The organism is Cohnella soli, assembly GCF_042655525.1.
Taxonomy (GTDB): Bacteria; Bacillota; Bacilli; order Paenibacillales; family Paenibacillaceae; genus Cohnella; species Cohnella soli.
Genome location: NZ_JBHSMI010000062.1, coordinates 26570 through 41969, shown reverse-complemented (window position 1 = coordinate 41969; position 15400 = coordinate 26570). Strand labels below are relative to the sequence as shown.

The window sequence follows — 15400 nt, the reverse complement described above, 5'->3', positions numbered from 1 at the left end:
AGGGGAGGCTGCAGTTGAAAGATCAAGTACACATAAGCCGGAAGGAGTTTTTGAAGAAAGGCTTCCGCTGGCTTGGAGGGAGCGCCGTTACCGCTTCGGCCGCCGCCTACGGCTACTCGAGATGGATTGAGCCGCATAGGCTCGAAATAACGGAACATCTCCTGTCGTATCCCGGACTGCCGCTTACTTTGGTAGGAAAGAGAATCGTTCAATTTTCCGACGTTCATCTGGATCACCATTTCGGCATCTCTCGGTTCCAAGCGCTTGCACAGTCTATCATGAAGCTGCGCCCCGATATGATTTGCTTTACCGGCGATCTATACCATGTGGATGCGCAACCGACGTCATCGGCATGTTCGGGCATTTTGCACTCCCTGGAAGCACCTCTTGGCAAATGGGCTGTCCTAGGCAATCATGATTACGTTACAAGCTCCTCAGACGTCACACGCACATTAACCGAAGGCGGGTTTACCGTGCTGGACAATCGCTCGCACACGCTCGATTATCGGGAATGCAGTCTTAGGGTCGCCGGTGTCGACGACGCAATGCGCGGAAACCCGGATTTACAGCTCGCGCTGGGAGGTCCAGGATCTGCCGATTTCACATTACTTCTCGCCCATGAACCGGACCTTGCGGACCAAGCATCGGCTTTCAGCGTCGATTTGCAGCTTTCCGGACATAGTCACGGCGGGCAAGTAAAGCTTCCCTGGATCGGCGCTGTCGTTTTGCCCGAAATGGCTCGCAAATACTCCGAAGGGTTATATAAAATTCGAGATGGCATGTATCTTTACACAAACAGAGGGGTCGGCGTCTCCGCCCACCCCGTGAGATTTTTATGCAGACCGGAACTGACGGTATTAACGCTCGGCTAGCTTAGCGGTTGAGCGTCTCACCGCCGGACGAACCCCGTTTGTGCGCGTTGCGCCACTGCAGGCGAGTTGTCCACCTATCCCATTTCCATCGTAAATAATGTCTGACTATTCCTCGATGCCCGTCTACAGTGACAAGCCATTCCTGATCGGATAACCGAATCTGGTCGATATGATGCATGCCGTCTCTTTGCCAGTCCGATGTCCCGCCTGTTCCTTCCAAGACCAATGCTTCTTCAACTTCCTCGTATTCCGTGTCATTTAACAGCGTTACCCTAAACGCGCTGACTGACTTTCCATAGTATGGAATACCGCTCTGTGCGTAGCGATAGATATCGTCACCGTACACGACTATCCTGCCGCCCGGCCTCGTGACCCGATCATCGTTCGTAATAAGAGGACTTTGCGGATGCTCGACCCACCCGCTTTCCAACATAGGAGAGCTGAATAAATGCAGATTGCCCGGTGTTCCGGCGTACATCCACCACTTATCTTGATAATGAAAAAGTGAAGGATCAGCGAGCGGACGATCCAGAAGCTGACTGACCGGCTCCCATTCGTACGGGAAAATTTTAGCCTTGTAAAGCTGTACCTTGCCGCTTTCGATTGTCTCCGGCAACATATAATACTCTTCCTGCCACTTAAACACTTGCGGATAGGACAGATGAAACTTCTCCACAAGCACGAGCTTATCGTAGCGCCAGTTCAATCTGTCATCGCTAATCGCTACGGCAATCTCGCCCTTCTCAGTAATTTTGTTATAAACTTCGAAAAACAAATAATAGCGATCCTGATCCATCACAAGAAAAGGATCCGCTACCAGTTCCGCTGCTGCATCGGTCACATCGGATGCCCGCAGGTTAGGACTTGGTATTCGTTGAATAAACCGACTGTCTCGGGCGACGCCATCTGTCGCGAATACGGCAATAGACCACTCATTCGTCACAATCGGCCGATGATACCTTTTGACTAGAAAGCCGCACAGAATAGCCGCTCCAAACAAAATAAAAATATCTTCCCACATATAGCGGCGCCTTCTTTCATACTGTGCAATACTTACAGTTACTTTATCAGATTCCCGATCGCTTTATCATTCTCTTTTAACAAAAGCTTCGCACGAGTGAGCGTATTGTAGTGAACGGAGTAGGCAGGCGCGCCTTTGCCGGCATACAAGGTGGAAATACCGAACGCGGTCCTGTTCGTCCGAATGGAGTTGCCCGTTATGTTGACACTCTTAACGTCGTATTCTTCGTTTCGTTTCCAGTAATCGTTGATCTTGATGATTTCTATGTTATCTGCCGTCAAGTACTCGGCAAATACCGCATTGCGCCGGAAATCAAAGCTACGCGCCGCTTGCACGCTGACCGCCTGCGTGTCACCCGACAATTCGAACCTGGTGTTCGTAATCGTTAGTGCCATCCCAACATTCTCGGCGATAAGAGCACCCATAGCAGATTTGCCCGGCTTAAACACACATCTGTCAAACGTATAACTCCCAGATAAATCCGCTCTGACCATTCCTAACTTGCCTCCATCCGAGCCTTCAAACAGACATCGTGAGTAGGTTCCCGGCGGAAGCGACAAGCCGTAATTGCCGTTATATCCAATGACTCTCAAGTTGTCGAATATACTGCCCGGTTTGACGTTGCCCGAAATAGAACGAAGAGCGGGCTCGCCCTGGATCGTCATGTTGGTTACGCGAATAGGTTGATCCCAGATCGAAAGGCCGGTATCTTTCTTAGTCGCATTTGTAATCGTGACATTGGCGACTTCGACTCCAAACGGCACTTTAGCGCTGACACCGAATGTGGAATCGGTGAGCTCCATCCCGTCGATACGAATGTTCGGTCCGACAAATCTGGTCATTGCATCGTTCATCCGATTGTCGGTAAATACCGCATCATGCTCGGCGATAATGCGAGTGCCATCGAAATGGTTGCTTTTAATTGTCGCTCCCGTGAATGGAGGGGATACGGCCAGCCCAATCACGCCTTTGGACGCCATATGATTGCCTTCTACCACGGCATCTTTGCCATCGAACAAAATGACGTCGTAAGCCGCATTATCGTAAAATTCGTTGTTGCGAATTGTAATTCGGCTGTTCAAGAAACCGTTGACTTCAAAGCCGCCTTCCACGTCGATGCCCGACTCCGGTGCAGTGCCTTTCATATGGTGAAACGAGTTGTTTTCAAGTAACACCTCATCCGCTCCGCCGACTGTTACGCCTTGGCGGCGGTTATAAGCGAACTCCGAGTCTGTAATCGTTACCCGCTGCGACACCGTCCTATGCCACATTTCAAGATAGGCTTTCTTGGCCGACTTCTGTTGAAATATCGCGTAGCAATAATCGGCTCCGGCCGGAATTGTTATCGGCTCTTGAATATTGGCCGCCGTCTTCGAAATGAAGGTGCCGTCCGCACGATAGAAGGCCACCTCGAACGCTTTGGGCAAGTTCTGTCGGTTCGAAAACTCGAATGTGTTGGCATTCTTGAATACTTCATGTTTGAAGTAGAGCGGCTTTGCTGTCCGCAAGCGCGAAGTGTCCTTTACCTTCTTGCCTTTGGCATCGATACCCCCCGATAAAAAAGCGTTCTCATATAGATCGGTAATTATCGTGCCGTAACCGAAAATGGCAAGTCCGTCACCCGTGAAATTAAAGGCTTTAATGCCTTCGACCTTTACGTCAGACGCCCCCTCCAGCAAAATGCCAAAGCCGCTTTCGTGCGTACCGTAGCTGTATTTATTGTCTTTATTGGAATAGTTATGGGTCGCTTTGTCGCCGTTGTACGTGCCCCCTTTAAGCGTGACGTTCGTGATGTCGGGGCCGACGCGCAACAACTCGTATCTCTCTTTGCCGTTTGTTTCTTTCGTCAGCGTGGCATCAGGCGACAATTCCAACGTCATGTTGGACACCATCTCAATCCGGCTGTCCTTGTCGATCAAGTAGTTACCTGCGGGCAGAAGAATGGATGAAATACCGCTCTTGTGCGCCCATGCCAATGAATTGTTTATCCCCTGCGTCGTTTCTACCGCATGGGTCCCATCGTTATAGATGCTCCATTTACTCAACTCGACGACGTAGGCTGTTTGCGTGGAGGGGCTTGGCGATTCACTATAGACAAACGATTGATTGCCGGCACTAATCATCAGGATCAGTAGAAGCAACATCGCGACAATCGGTTTTGCCAGTTTCTTTATCGCTTGCATGATTACTCTCCTATCTTTATTAAAACCGTTGAATTGCATCCTTGAAGCAGATCGCCAGCTTCACACCGGGCGGCAACTCAGATCGAATATATGATAAAGAAAACCGCCGGCCACGAGCCGGCGGAATTCAATTATTTTCCCTAGTAGCACCAATATTTCTTCCACAATTTTGCCGAGTCTTGACCATGGTCATCCCATGGATCATCGCAATCTTCGCCGTTGAACCAATGTCCCCAGCCGTTACCGTTCCAGGAATGGTTGTCATCCGAATGATTCTTGTCTTTTTTGTCGTCATTCTTGTCGTTCTTGTCGTTTTTGTCGTTCTTGTCGTTTTTGTCTTTCTTCTCGTCTTTGCCGTCGTCACTGTGACCGTTGCCTGTAAACAAAAATGAAACTTTCTGAGCGACAGAAGTAAAGTACGAGCCGCCGTCGTTATCGTTAGATGAATTCTTCGACGAAGCGTAGGCCGAAATCGGGAACGCAAGCAAAGTAACCAGTAACGCAAGTGCCGCAATTCGAGTAAATTTAGACATAATTGCCCTTTTCTCCTTTCCCTATGTATCTAATAAAACCGAAAATCAACCAACAATATACATATTATAGCAGAACTGCGAGTTTGTAAATCTTGGGTTTAGGAGATTCGAACTATTGAATGACGGCACAGATGCGCAAAGAAGTCCTAAAACTCCCCGCAAAGGATACTTTAGGACTTTTCTCACGCACTGAACATCGAATGATCACGGATTCGTAAAGTTGCCCGTCGCAATATCGTTTGACTTGACGGAAAGAATGGCCCTATTCATCGTATTGTCCCGAATCGTGTAAGCAGGGGCGTCTTTACCTGCATACACCGTCTGAATGCCTAGCACTGCCATGTTTGCGTTAATCGTATTGTCTGCAATCAGAACGTCCAAGACGTCGTACGGGTTGGCTCGTTCCCAATAATCGTTGATTCTGACAAGTTCGGACGCCGTCTTCAACATTGCCATAGCATTCACCGTGTTTCGCTCGAAAATAAAACGGCTTGCCGTCTGCACGGAAACGGCTTGGTCGTTGCCCTTCATATCAAATATTGAATCGCGTATGGTTACATCGGCGCCCGCTTTCTGTACGACGACCGCTGTCGAACCCATCGTATTCGTCTGGAAACGCACTCTTTCGAATACGTACTTCGCAGGAAGACTAATGCCCACAAATCCTAGACGTCCGCCTTCCGCAGCAACGAACTCGGAATCGGTATACGTTCCCGCCGGCAATGAAAGTCCATAAGTCGGATTGTAATCCAGCACCCGCAAGCGCTCGAACTTATTGGCGGCAGTGGAAGCTCCTACGAAGGATCTCAGCTTGGACTGACCGCTAATCGTGACGTTACGGAATGCCGTTGCTCCGGTTCCGTAAACGGACAATCCGCCCTCTTTCGTATTGTCCGTGATGTTGATGGTCACGTTGGAAACTCGAACCGCTCCATCAGACTTGGCCGAGATTGCCAAAGTACCATTCGATATATCTAATCCATCAATTTTAATATTCGGTCCTTCGAATGTCGTGTAAGAATCATTCAACTTGTTGTTCAGCAATTGAACGTCGTGATAAGCAATAATACGCGACCCGTCGAAATGGTTGCCCTTAACGATCGCATCTCCTGCATAACTCGACGAAACAGCCAGACCAATGACGCCTTTCGAAGCCAGATGGTTGTTTTCAACCAATGCCCCTCGTCCATCATACAAAATCACGTCGTATCTGGCGTTGTTCCAAAACTCGTTATTGCGAATCGTTACGTCGCTATTCCAATGGCCATTTTCCCCATATCCACCCTCCACGTCAATGCCGGACATAGGAGCGATTCCGCTAATGTCGTGAATGCGATTGTTTTCGATTAACGTGTGATTGCCGCCGCCCACAGTTATCCCCTGGCGCCGATTGTAGGCGAATTCGGAATTGCGCACGATCGTATTTTCCGCTTGAAGCCGTTGCCAATACTCACCGTAGATACCGATAACGCCGGATTTATTGATCACGATCTTCATCTTGGTAGCGCCATTCGGGATATCGATCCTCGCGCGCAACTTCGTCATCGTCTTGGCTACGAAAGCGTTGCTGTCGTTGTAGAAATCAATTTCGAATTCCGACGAAGCATTTTGCCAATTCGACAGCTCGAAGAACTTCTGTTCGACGAATTGGTTCTTCGTCAAACTGTACATGTTCTTCGTGCGAACTTTGTTCTTATCCTCCGCCGGCATACCGGAGGCATCCAAACCGCCTGATTCAAAGTTTCCCGCATACACGTCCGACCCCATTTGCGCAGCGCCGCCGATCATTAACCCGTCACCGGTGAAATGCGTAGCTTTAACCCCTTCCACCGTAACATTCCGAGCCCCTTCGATATAAATGCCGAAACCGCCTTCGTGCGTTCCAGGGCTATAAGCGTTGTCTTTGCCGGAATAATTATGCGTCTCGCGATCGCCTTTGTACCAGCCGCCCTTGATCGTGACATTGTTTGCTCCGTACTGGATCGCAAGCGAATAATAAGACTCCTTGCCGTTCGTTTCCTTTTGGATGACAGCGTCCGTAGGAAGTTCCCACAGCATATCGCCAACCATGTTAATCTGGCTGTCCTTGCTGATCGTGTACGTTCCCGACGGCAAGAATACAGCATGGATGCCTTGTCCGTAAGCCCACTGCAACATGTTGTTCAGACCGGCGGTCGTGCCTGCCGGATCGCTGCCGTCGTTGCGAATGCCCCAACGATCAAGTTCCACCAGATAATGCGTCGGAGTGCCGCTCACGGCGTCGCTCTTGCCGACAACCTTCCCGTCAACCCCGATTGCTTCGATCTTGAATTCATAGACATGGCCGTATACAAGCCCCTGCGCCATGAACGTTGTCGAGGAAGTCGAGCCCGCCGCATTCAGCAGCTCGCCGTCGGCATACACATTGTAGCCGACCGCTTTATCGGTAGCCGCTTGCTCCCATTGAAGCATCACACTACCCGGCGCTCCAGTCGCCCGCAAACCCGTTATCGGAACCACAGGTTCTTCCTTCGGCGGAACGTCAGTCGGAACGCCTATCGTTAAGCCTTCGCTTAGATTCGATTGATATACCGTAGACACTTGCACGACATATCTCTGTTCTTTTTCCAGCCCGACAAGACGGTACTTGTTCACCTTTAAGAGGGTTCCATTCACTTGAACGCCATCAAGAAAAACATTATACCCAACCAGTTTATCGTGCTCGACCGGGTTCCATGTCAAATTCATTGCACCGTCTTCGTACTCGGCGGCCAGCCCTGTCGGCGCAGCAATCTCCAAGGAAAAATCATTATGCGCGAGATCGCTCGTTTCGGCGTTCGGAGCAGGCGTTACCTCAGCTGGCTCCGTGCTTGGCGTCGGCGCTGCCATATTCTCGTCTGGCGCAACTTTTGTAGTTTGCGCAACCGGCGTTGCCGGCGTATTGCTTGAGGGAATGCCTTTCGCATCGATCGACTGTGTCTCTGCGAAAGCAGCCCCGGCCCCCATCGTGGAAAACATCAATCCCCATACTAACAACAGTGCACATCCGATTTTGATCCCCGCATTCATTTTTCGCATGTCCTCTTCCCTTCCCTCCGACAGATTGTCCAAGACGGAAAAAAACAGATACCGATGAAATTCGATACCTGCAAGAGGGTACGAATATTTCACTTCGGCAACTGGCTGGCACGTCCGCGATCTGCGGCAATAGCCCCTATAGCTTTGCGTCCTTCGGTTTCCCAAAGTTTGCCTTTCCATATGTGCAGTAATAGAATATCGACAAAATCTTCCACGTTATATAGTGCGAAAGACTGCATTACGTAGGACGTAAGCATTAAATATGAATGTTTTCTCATTTTCGCTCTGCATTATTCTATTCCAAGCGACGATTTCCGGTACAGGCTCCCCTCTTGAGTGAACAAAAAACGCTCCGATACCCGCAAATGCCGGGGAATCGGAGCGTTTCCGCTTGAACCTTCAGTTCAGTATGCTTGTCCGATTATTTCGCCGATGAGCTCGCACTTGGCGACGCCGATGGGCTTGGAGAAGCGCTCGGGGAAGCGCCGGGAGATTTCGAACCGCTTGCGCTTGGCGAAGCGGACGGGCTAGGCGTCTCTTCTTTAGGCAGCGTTACTTTAATCCCCAACGTATCTTGCTCTTTCGTCAAGAACTCGTTAAGTTTCGTCGAGGCAAGATCCGTCTTGATGGCATCTTTCGCCGTGTCGGACAGCTTGTCATACGAAGAAGCTTCTTCGCGGCTCTCGACTTTCATGATATGGTATCCGTATTCCGTCTTGACCGGATCGCCGACAACGCCGATGGCTTGTGTATTCGCAGCTTTCTTGAACTCCTCGACCCAGCCTTTGGCCAATTGCTTCTCATACAAGCCGCCTTTATCCTTGGAACCGGTGTCTGTCGAGTATTCTTTCGCCAATGCCGTCCAGTCGCCGCCTGCTTCAAGCTGTGCTTTCACTTCTTTGGCAAGCTTCAACGCTTCGTCGTCTTTCTTCAGCTCAGCGCCCGTCTGCGGATCGCTCGTGCCGATCAGAATATGACGAACGGTAACGATATTGTAATCCGAAGGTGCCTTCTCGTATTCCGCCTTGATCTCCTCGTCCTTAATCGTCGGCTTGATCTCTTCTCCCTTGGCGGAGTAGTAGGACTGGAACGATACGAGCTCTTCGAAGTAAGCAACGGCTTCTTTGACCGACAACTTGCTATCTTCCAAGTGCTTCTTCACTTCCGCTTGGGACTTCATCGCATCTTCAAGTTGCTTCTTGAAATTGTCGGCAGCGGTTTTTGCTTCTTTTTTCTTGTCTTCGGGAATTTCCTTGGAAAGTACCTTCGTCACGATATATTGCTTTACGAAGTTTTCTTTCAATTGCGGAATCGACATGTACATAGCGCTCTGCGGGTTCATGAGCGTCTGGAACGCGACATACTTGTCGAAGTCCTTGTCCGTAATTTCTCCGCCCGTGTACGTGGCGATTACGGTCGCTTTATTGTCTTTCTTGCCGCAGCCCGAGATCAGCGCGACGAGCATGACCGCCGCCAGCGCAAGCAAAGCAAGCCGGCGATACGACATGCGTTTATGGTGCAACATCCTGTAGTTCCCCCTTCGATTTTGTCGCTTCTTTGTATTGTATCAGAAAATCCTCGACAAGCGCTAATATGCCGTTCTCGTCGAGTCCGCGCAACCTAAAGCGCACGACCATCGGCGTCTCCGCGATACCGGATGCGATCCGGCCTTGGAACTTCGCTTCCAAAGCTTTCACCTTGCCCGCATCCACGTCGGAACGACGACGCTCGTCGAGCTTCATTGTCATCTCGTCCCCGCGGCGAACGATGGACTCGATGCCAAATTTGCGTCCATATACTTTTAACCTCGCCACAGCCATCAGGTTCAGCACCGCTTTCGGCGGCTCTCCGAATCGGTCGATCAGTTCCTCGAATAAATCTTCCACGTCTTCCAAAGACACCGCTGCGGCCACTTTCTTGTAAATCTCGATTTTCTGGATGCTGTCGTAGATGTATTCGGGAGGCAAATAAGCATCCACGCCCAGATCAAGCTGCGTGTTGACCGGCTGCGGCGGCAACGCCTCGCCGCCCATCTCTAGCTTCCGACTCTGAATCTCCTCTGAGAGCATCTGCGAATACAAGTCGAATCCGACCGACGCGATGAAGCCATGCTGCTCCGCTCCGAGCAGGTTGCCCGCTCCTCGGATGGACAAGTCCCGCATCGCTATTTTGAATCCGGAGCCAAGCTCCGTAAACTCCTTGATCGATTGCAGCCGTTTCTCCGCCACCTCGGTCAGCACTTTATCCCGTTGGTAGGTGAAGTATGCATACGCGATCCGGTTGGACCGGCCGACCCGCCCACGGAGCTGATACAGTTGCGAGAGGCCCATCTTATCCGCATCGTGGACAAGCAGCGTGTTCACGTTCGGGATGTCTACGCCCGTCTCGATAATGCTCGTGCTGACGAGTACGTCGTACTCTCCGTCGAGGAAATCGAGAATCGTGCGCTCGAGCTCCTGCTCCGACATCTGGCCATGAGCGACTGCGACGCGAGCGGCTGGCACGAGAGCGCTGATCTGCTCCGCCATCTGATAGATTCCTTGCACGCGGTTAAACAGATAATAGACCTGGCCGTCCCGTGCCAGTTCGCGCTCTACCGCTTCGCGGACAAGCGTCGGACTGTATTCCACGACGTACGTCTGAACCGGGAATCGGTTCTCTGGCGGCGTCTCGATGACCGACAAGTCGCGAACGCCTAGCATCGACATATGGAGCGTGCGTGGAATCGGCGTCGCCGTCAGCGTCAACACGTCCACGTTTGTCTTGAGCTTTTTCAACTTCTCCTTGTGCGTCACCCCGAAGCGTTGCTCCTCGTCGACGATCAGCAAACCAAGATCCTTAAAGACGATGTCCTGCGACAGCAGACGGTGTGTGCCAATGACGACGTCCACCGCGCCAGTCTTCAGGCCTTTCATCGATTCCGTCTGTTCCTTGCGAGAGCGGAAACGGCTGAGCACCTTGATATTAAACGGATACCCAGAGAATCTCTCGCGAAACGTCTCATAGTGCTGCTGCGCAAGAATCGTCGTCGGTACAAGCACGGCCACTTGCTTGCCTTCGATCGCCGCTTTGAATGCCGCGCGGATAGCAACCTCCGTCTTGCCATACCCGACGTCTCCGCAGAGCAGTCGATCCATCGGCCGAGGAATCTGCATATCCTTCTTGATTTCCCGGATTGCTCGCAGCTGATCGACCGTCTCCTCGTACGGGAACATCTCCTCGAATTCTTTCTGATAGGGAGTGTCCTCGCCGAAACCAAAGCCGGTTGTCGCCTGGCGTTCGGCGTACAACTTGATCAAATCGTCCGCGATATCCTGGACAGAGGAGCGTACTTTGGACTTGACCCGGTTCCATTCCGCCCCGCCCAGCTTGCTGACCTTCGGCTCTTTCTCTTCGTTGCCGACATACTTCTGGATCAGATCGAACTGCTCGACCGGAACAGACAGACGGTCTCCGCCCGAATAGACGATATGAAGGTAGTCCTTGTGGAATCCGCCGACTTCTAGCGTGCCAATGCCTAAATACTTGCCGACGCCGTGATTCTGGTGTACGACATAATCGCCGACTTTAAGCTCGGTATAGCTCTTGATCCGCTCCGCATTGTCCAAATGGCGATCGACTCGACGCGCTTTCCGCTGCTTCTGAGTGAACATCTCGCCTTCGGTAATGACGACAAGTTTGATGGACGGCAACTCAAAGCCGCTCTGCAAGTTGCCCTGCAAAATTTCTGGCGTCTCGATATGGTAGTCTTCCAGCACCCGGCGCATCCGATCGGCGCGTTCGGCGTTGCCTGCGAGCATGAGAATACGAACGCCGCTTTTGCGCCAGCGTTCCATCTCTGCCTTAAGTACGTTCATCTGCCCGTGAAAGTTCTGCATGGAGCGGCATACGAAATTAATGATGTTTTGCGGCTGTGTATGCGGAATTTGCCTGACGAAAAGCGACAGGTAAACGGTTTGATAACCTTTCGGATATAGCGCCTGCTCCGCTCCTACCGCTAGTACGAAGCCGGGCAGCGATTTGCCTTGCGAGAGCAGATGGGTCGTCCACTCCGACTCGTCGCGTTCCAATTGACGTGCCGTTTCCCCCAGCCTGTTCGGTTCGTCCATGAGCAGAATCGTGTCCTTCGAGACATAATCCAGCAACGTTTGGCGTTCCGGATAGAGGAGGGAAATGTATTTGTAAATTTCGGAAAAATACACATTTTGCCGTAAAAGTTCGATTTCCCGGGTAATTTCGGAGCTTAGCCGTTCTTTGGCCTGCCGGTCGGACATTTTCTCTAGTTGTTTATCAAGCAGGTCATGCGCATGCTGTGCCGCATTCTGGAATCGACGCTCGCCAGCGATCCATTCCCGACTCGGCTGAACGGTATATTGCTCGATTTTGTCGATAGAGCGTTGGTCCGTCGGATCGAACGTCCGAATCGAATCGAGCTCGTCGTCGAACCATTCGACGCGATAAGCGCATGCGGACGCAAGCGGGAAAAAGTCGACGATGCCCCCCCTCACGCTGATGTGCCCTTTCTGCTCAACACGGTCAACCCGCTCATAGCCGAGCTCGACCATGTTACGAAGGAACTGCTCCATCGGCAGCGTCTGACCGACTTTCAAGTCGATGTGCGCCTCCGACATCGTCTTCAAGTCGGGTTGGAACCGCCGAATACCTGCGAACGGCACGACAAGAACACCTCGAAAGCCTTCCGCAAGCTTGAGGATGACTTCCAGGCGACGAGCGGATGTTTCCGGGCTGGAGATGGCTGTCTCGGCTGCAATCAGCTCGTTGGCGGGATAGAGCAGCACTTCTTCGGGCGTGAGACATTCCTGCAGATCTTCCGCCATCTTCTGAGCGGAAAACATATTATGAGTAACAACAAGAATAGGCCTTTGCAATTCCCGGTACAGCCCGGCAATTGCCGCTTGGCGCGCGGAGCCCGACAGGCCCGCGACGAGCTGTTCCCGCATACCGCCTCTGAGCCCCTGGATAACGCTGACCAAGTCCGGGTCGGTCACCAGCGATTGAATGAGCGGCTTCATGGCATTTCCCCTCTCCGAATACACGCCTTGCGCACTTTAAGAGATCTGTCTCGTTCGGCCGACGCGCCAACGACAGGACGCCGTCGTCCGATGGACGGCGGCATGACGTCTATGGCGCAACCGATTCACTTTTTGCATCTTCGAAAATAAAACTTCCTCGGCACTGGGCAACTGCTTGCGAAAATGGCGGAGCGACGCGGGCGGCTCCGTCCAACCGTCACATAGGTGGTGGCAAGACGCTGTAAGCCGGTTTTACCGACTTATTTCGCCGAATCTGCACCTTCAGCACGCTGTAAGCCGGTTTTACCGGCCTATTCCGCCGAATCTGCACCGTCAGCAGCCTGTAAGCCGGTTTCGCCGGCTTATTTCACCGATTCAGCACCTTCAGCACGCTGTAAGCCGGTTTTACCGGCCTATTCCGCTTAATCTGCACCGTCAGCACGCTGTAAGCCGGTTTCGCCGGCTTATTTCGCCGAATCTGCACCGTCAGCACGCTGTAAGCCGGTTTTACCGGCCTATTCCGCCGAATCTGCACCTTTCAACAATCGCTTTCTCGCAACGACGCCTACCATGCGGCCGCCAAACACACAACGCAGCCGGTACAATAGTCGAAATAATCTTCGACATACCGAAAACCGTCAAGAAAAAAGCCCCGGCACAAGCCAAGGACTCCTTAACGATAACTGACACGCGAGAACCGGCGATTACTGCAGCGGATTGGACAACAGAGCAAGCTCCGGATGAGCGTCCAACGTCTGGCTGCAATATTCGCAAATGACCCGTACAGTCACGTCCCCGTTGGAATTATACGCTATTATACGCTTTCGCTCTTCGGGGGTCAAGAATTGCAAACCGAGCCGGTATTCCGCAACTTCGGCGCTCTCGAACCGCCCGAGGGACATGTTGCAATGCCTGCAGACGTAGTTTACAGCCATATGTATGCCTCCTGGAGTTCGGATATGCGGCAATAGCCGCTTCTTCCTCCAGTATTCCCCGAATCCGACAAGTTCATGCCGATCCGCACGCCCCATACCATCCGCTCTTACGCTTTGGCGTTGAACTTGGCCATCGTCTGCTCGAACGAGTGCTGCAGCGCATACTCTATCGCGTCGCATGCTTCCTCGATCGATTGTCGCAGCGATTCTTGCTCCTTCTTAGGGAAGGATGACAGCACGTAGTCGGAAATAACGATGCCCGGCTCCGGCCTAGAAATGCCGACTCGTACTCTGTTAAATGTCTGCGTTCCGAGATGCTGAATAATCGATTTAATGCCGTTATGGCCGCCCGGACTTCCTTGGTAGCGAAGCCGAATGCGTCCCGTCTCGGTATCGAGGTCGTCATACACGACGATAAGATCGTCGATGGTCGTCTTGTAATAGTCCATGAACGCGCGAAGCGACTCTCCGGATAAATTCATATACGTCATTGGTTTGATCAATGCAACCTTCTCCTGGCCGACGCGAGCCTCGCCGACTAACGCCTTGCATTTGTTCGTGCCGACTTCAGCGCCCCACCGGCGAGCCAACTCATCGATGACCATGAAACCCGCGTTATGGCGGGTTCGGGCATAATTGGCGCCGGGATTCCCCAATCCGACGATCCAACGCATAACTTTCCACATCCTTCAATATATCTTGTTAAGTGTCTGGATTCGGGTTTTCCCGGATTTCCGAAAATTTTAGCGAAAGAGGTGCAACGATTGCCGTCGATTCTGTGTCCTAATGAGTACACATACAATTCGCAGACTACATCCACAGAGAAAGGGGGGTGAATTGACGTGTACATGAACGGCCAAATGATCTACGAAGATCAACACTTCTTAGATCATATGTGTTTAGAAGTGCCCGTGCAAATTTATTGCGGCAGACGCCATAGCGACATCGGGTTCATCGAATATTATGGCAAAGAATTTGTTCAGGTCAACAATATTTTCTACAACCGCAAGCAATTTACCTTCGTCTCCCGGCCAGGTTATTAAGCTTTAAGCGAGAGCGATGTAGACGCCTACGAGAAGGGCCGCGCCATAACAGCGCGGCCCTCTTTTATGTTCAGCCCTTATCCACCGCTTGCGCGGCTTCCGAATGCTTGCGGTCTTCCTCCGCCTCATCCGCCATCGCTTCCAGTTCATCCTCCGTGCGTTCCTTTTGAGGAGCCAGCACCGCGATGACGACCGTTTCCGGGTCCTGTGTCGCTTCGACGCCCGCGGGAAGCTGCAGATCGGCAACCGTCAGGTGATCGCCCATCTCCAGCGTACCGACATCGATTCGGATGACGTCCGGAATGTCCTTCGGATAACACTCGATCTCCACTTCGTGGAGGATGAGTTGCAGCATGCCGCCTTCTTTCTCTCCGGGGGAGACGCCAAAGACGTCCACACGGGCGACCGTCGATACCTTCTCGTTCATATCGATGCGATGGAAATCAATGTGCAGCACTTTGCGCGAGATCGGATCTCGTTGCAAGTCCGATAACATGACGGGCTGAACGCCTGCCCCCGGCACGTCCATCTCCAACACTGCATGAGAGTGGCCGCTCAACACATTCGCAAGCTCTTTGGCATCTATCTCGATCGCAGCCGGCGATGCCAGCCCTTTCCCGTAGACGACCCCGGGTATTTTCCCCGCGTCGCGAATGCGCCGTAGCTCGCCCTTTGTGGTCGCATTTCTAGCTTGCGCTTGCAAAGTCGCCGTCATCTCCACTA

12 protein-coding genes and 1 riboswitch are annotated in these 15400 nt (G+C 52.0%); of the genes, 2 read left to right on the top strand and 10 right to left on the bottom strand.

Going from position 1 to position 15400, the window contains the following annotated elements:
• Positions 1-14: 14 nt before the first annotated feature.
• Positions 15-872, top strand: a complete 858-nt coding sequence (locus tag ACFPOF_RS28980; RefSeq protein WP_378138870.1) for a metallophosphoesterase — start codon at positions 15-17, stop codon at positions 870-872.
• 1 nt (position 873) lies between these two features.
• Here ACFPOF_RS28980 and ACFPOF_RS28975 read toward each other — a convergent pair whose 3' ends face one another.
• The 9 genes from ACFPOF_RS28975 to pth all read right to left on the bottom strand — a co-directional run bounded on the left by ACFPOF_RS28975 (position 874) and on the right by pth (position 14308).
• Complete coding sequence (locus tag ACFPOF_RS28975) at positions 874-1893, bottom strand: glucosamine inositolphosphorylceramide transferase family protein (RefSeq protein WP_378138869.1); 1020 nt, start codon at positions 1891-1893, stop codon at positions 874-876.
• 38 nt (positions 1894-1931) lie between these two features.
• Positions 1932-4076 carry a right-handed parallel beta-helix repeat-containing protein gene (locus tag ACFPOF_RS28970; RefSeq protein ID WP_378138868.1) on the bottom strand — a complete coding sequence of 715 codons (2145 nt, stop codon included), beginning with the start codon at positions 4074-4076 and terminating at the stop codon, positions 1932-1934.
• A 140-nt stretch (positions 4077-4216) separates the two neighbouring features.
• The gene (locus tag ACFPOF_RS28965; protein ID WP_378138867.1) at positions 4217-4609 is read right to left on the bottom strand and encodes a hypothetical protein; all 393 of its coding nucleotides are present in this window, start codon (positions 4607-4609) and stop codon (positions 4217-4219) included.
• A 204-nt stretch (positions 4610-4813) separates the two neighbouring features.
• A complete protein-coding gene (locus ACFPOF_RS28960; protein ID WP_378138866.1) occupies positions 4814-7666 on the bottom strand; it encodes a right-handed parallel beta-helix repeat-containing protein in 2853 nt (950 codons plus the stop codon).
• Positions 7667-7759: 93 nt separating this feature from the next.
• A riboswitch (cyclic di-GMP riboswitch) is annotated at positions 7760-7849 on the bottom strand.
• Between the two features lie 238 nt (positions 7850-8087).
• Positions 8088-9191: a peptidylprolyl isomerase gene (locus tag ACFPOF_RS28955; protein ID WP_378138865.1), complete on the bottom strand. Its 1104-nt coding sequence runs from the start codon at positions 9189-9191 to the stop codon at positions 8088-8090.
• Positions 9178-12699: a transcription-repair coupling factor gene (gene mfd / locus ACFPOF_RS28950; RefSeq protein ID WP_378138864.1), complete on the bottom strand. Its 3522-nt coding sequence runs from the start codon at positions 12697-12699 to the stop codon at positions 9178-9180. Before mfd ends, ACFPOF_RS28955 begins: the two co-directional genes overlap by 14 nt.
• Before the next feature lie 367 nt (positions 12700-13066).
• Positions 13067-13234, bottom strand: a complete 168-nt coding sequence (locus ACFPOF_RS28945) for a hypothetical protein (protein WP_378138863.1) — start codon at positions 13232-13234, stop codon at positions 13067-13069.
• A gap of 169 nt (positions 13235-13403) precedes the next feature.
• Positions 13404-13634, bottom strand: coding sequence for an anti-sigma-F factor Fin (locus ACFPOF_RS28940; RefSeq protein ID WP_378138862.1), 231 nt, complete (start codon positions 13632-13634; stop codon positions 13404-13406).
• Positions 13635-13741: 107 nt separating this feature from the next.
• Positions 13742-14308: an aminoacyl-tRNA hydrolase gene (gene pth, locus ACFPOF_RS28935; RefSeq protein WP_378138861.1), complete on the bottom strand. Its 567-nt coding sequence runs from the start codon at positions 14306-14308 to the stop codon at positions 13742-13744.
• Between the two features lie 174 nt (positions 14309-14482).
• Between pth and ACFPOF_RS28930 the strand changes: the two genes are divergently transcribed.
• Entirely contained in the window at positions 14483-14677 is a 195-nt protein-coding gene (locus ACFPOF_RS28930; protein WP_378139018.1) for a hypothetical protein, read from the top strand.
• A gap of 70 nt (positions 14678-14747) precedes the next feature.
• Here ACFPOF_RS28930 and ACFPOF_RS28925 read toward each other — a convergent pair whose 3' ends face one another.
• Entirely contained in the window at positions 14748-15392 is a 645-nt protein-coding gene (locus ACFPOF_RS28925) for a 50S ribosomal protein L25 (RefSeq protein WP_378138860.1), read from the bottom strand.
• Between the last annotated feature and the right edge of the window lie 8 nt (positions 15393-15400).